This window comes from Kitasatospora sp. NPDC007106, from assembly GCF_040634455.1.
Taxonomy (GTDB): Bacteria; Actinomycetota; Actinomycetes; order Streptomycetales; family Streptomycetaceae; genus Kitasatospora; species Kitasatospora arboriphila.
The window spans coordinates 1-1117 of the sequence record NZ_JBEYFP010001412.1; the positions used below are offsets into that span (position 1 = coordinate 1).

Genomic DNA, 1117 nt, shown 5'->3' on the forward strand with positions numbered 1-1117 from the left:
CGCGCCCTGGTCGACCGGATCGCGGCCGAGCAGGACGGCCGGCTCGACCTCCTGGTCAACTCCGTGTGGGGCGGCGACGCCCTCACCGACTGGGAGCACCCGCTCTGGGAGCAGGACCTGGAGACCGGACTGCGCCTGCTGCGCCGGGCGGTGGAGACCCACGTGATCACCAGCCGCCACGCACTGCCGCTGATGGTCGCCCGCGGCAGCGGCCTGGTCGTCGAGGTGACCGACGGCAACACCGCCCGCTACCGCGGCAGCTTCTTCTACGACCTCGCCAAGTCCACGGTGATCCGGCTCGCCGTGGCGCAGGCCGCCGAGTTGAAGCCGCACGGCGTCGCGGCGGTCGCGGTCACTCCGGGCTTCCTGCGCTCGGAGGCCATGCTCGACCACTTCGGCGTCACCGAGGCGAACTGGCGCGACGGTGTGGCGAAGGACCCGGACTTCGCCCACTCCGAGACCCCCGCCTACCTCGGCCGCGCGGTGGCCGCCCTCGCCGCCGACCCCGCCGTCATGGCCAAGAGCGGCCGCGCGCTGGCCACCTGGGGCCTGTACCGGGAGTACGGGTTCACCGACGTCGACGGCACGCAGCCGGACTTCGCCGCCCACTGGGCGCGGAGCCTGGAGGGCCGGTACGGGCCGCTCGGCGACCCGCTGTAGCCGCCCGGCCCTCAGGCGTCCAGCAGCACCCCGGGGTTGAGGACGCCGTGCGGGTCGAGCGCGTCCTTGGCGGCGCGCAGCGCCAGGGCGAAGGGCTCCGGGCGCTGTCGGTCGTAGGACCGGCGGTGGTCGCGGCCGACGGCGTGGTGGTGGGTGATCGTGGCGCGGTGGCGGTGCAGCACGTCCTCCGCCACGGCCTTGAGCTCGTCCCAGACGGCGTCCTCGTCCCCGTCCCGGCCGCCCGCGATCACGGTGAAGTAGGGGGCGGCGCCGTCGGGGTAGACGTGGGTGAGGCGGCAGTTGACGAGCGCGGGGTGGCCGGTGGCCTTCCGCGCCGCCGCGCCGACCTCGCTGCGGACGTCGTCGATCAGGGCCGGGATCCGGTCCCAGGTGGCGGCCGTCTCGAAGTCCCCTCGCTGCTCGGGCTGCTGGACGTCTTCAAGCAGGGCACCGCCGG

Annotated in this window: 2 protein-coding genes; one reads left to right on the plus strand and one right to left on the minus strand. The window is 74.8% G+C overall.

Annotation, left to right across the window (positions count from 1 at the left end; genetic code table 11):
• A partial coding sequence (locus ABZ641_RS38895) for an SDR family NAD(P)-dependent oxidoreductase (protein ID WP_359989426.1) occupies nt 1-660 on the plus strand: 660 nt, incomplete at its 5' end.
• Nucleotides 661-671: 11 nt separating this feature from the next.
• Here ABZ641_RS38895 and ABZ641_RS38900 read toward each other — a convergent pair.
• A partial coding sequence (locus tag ABZ641_RS38900; protein ID WP_359989428.1) for an FAD-linked oxidase C-terminal domain-containing protein occupies nt 672-1117 on the minus strand: 446 nt, incomplete at its 5' end.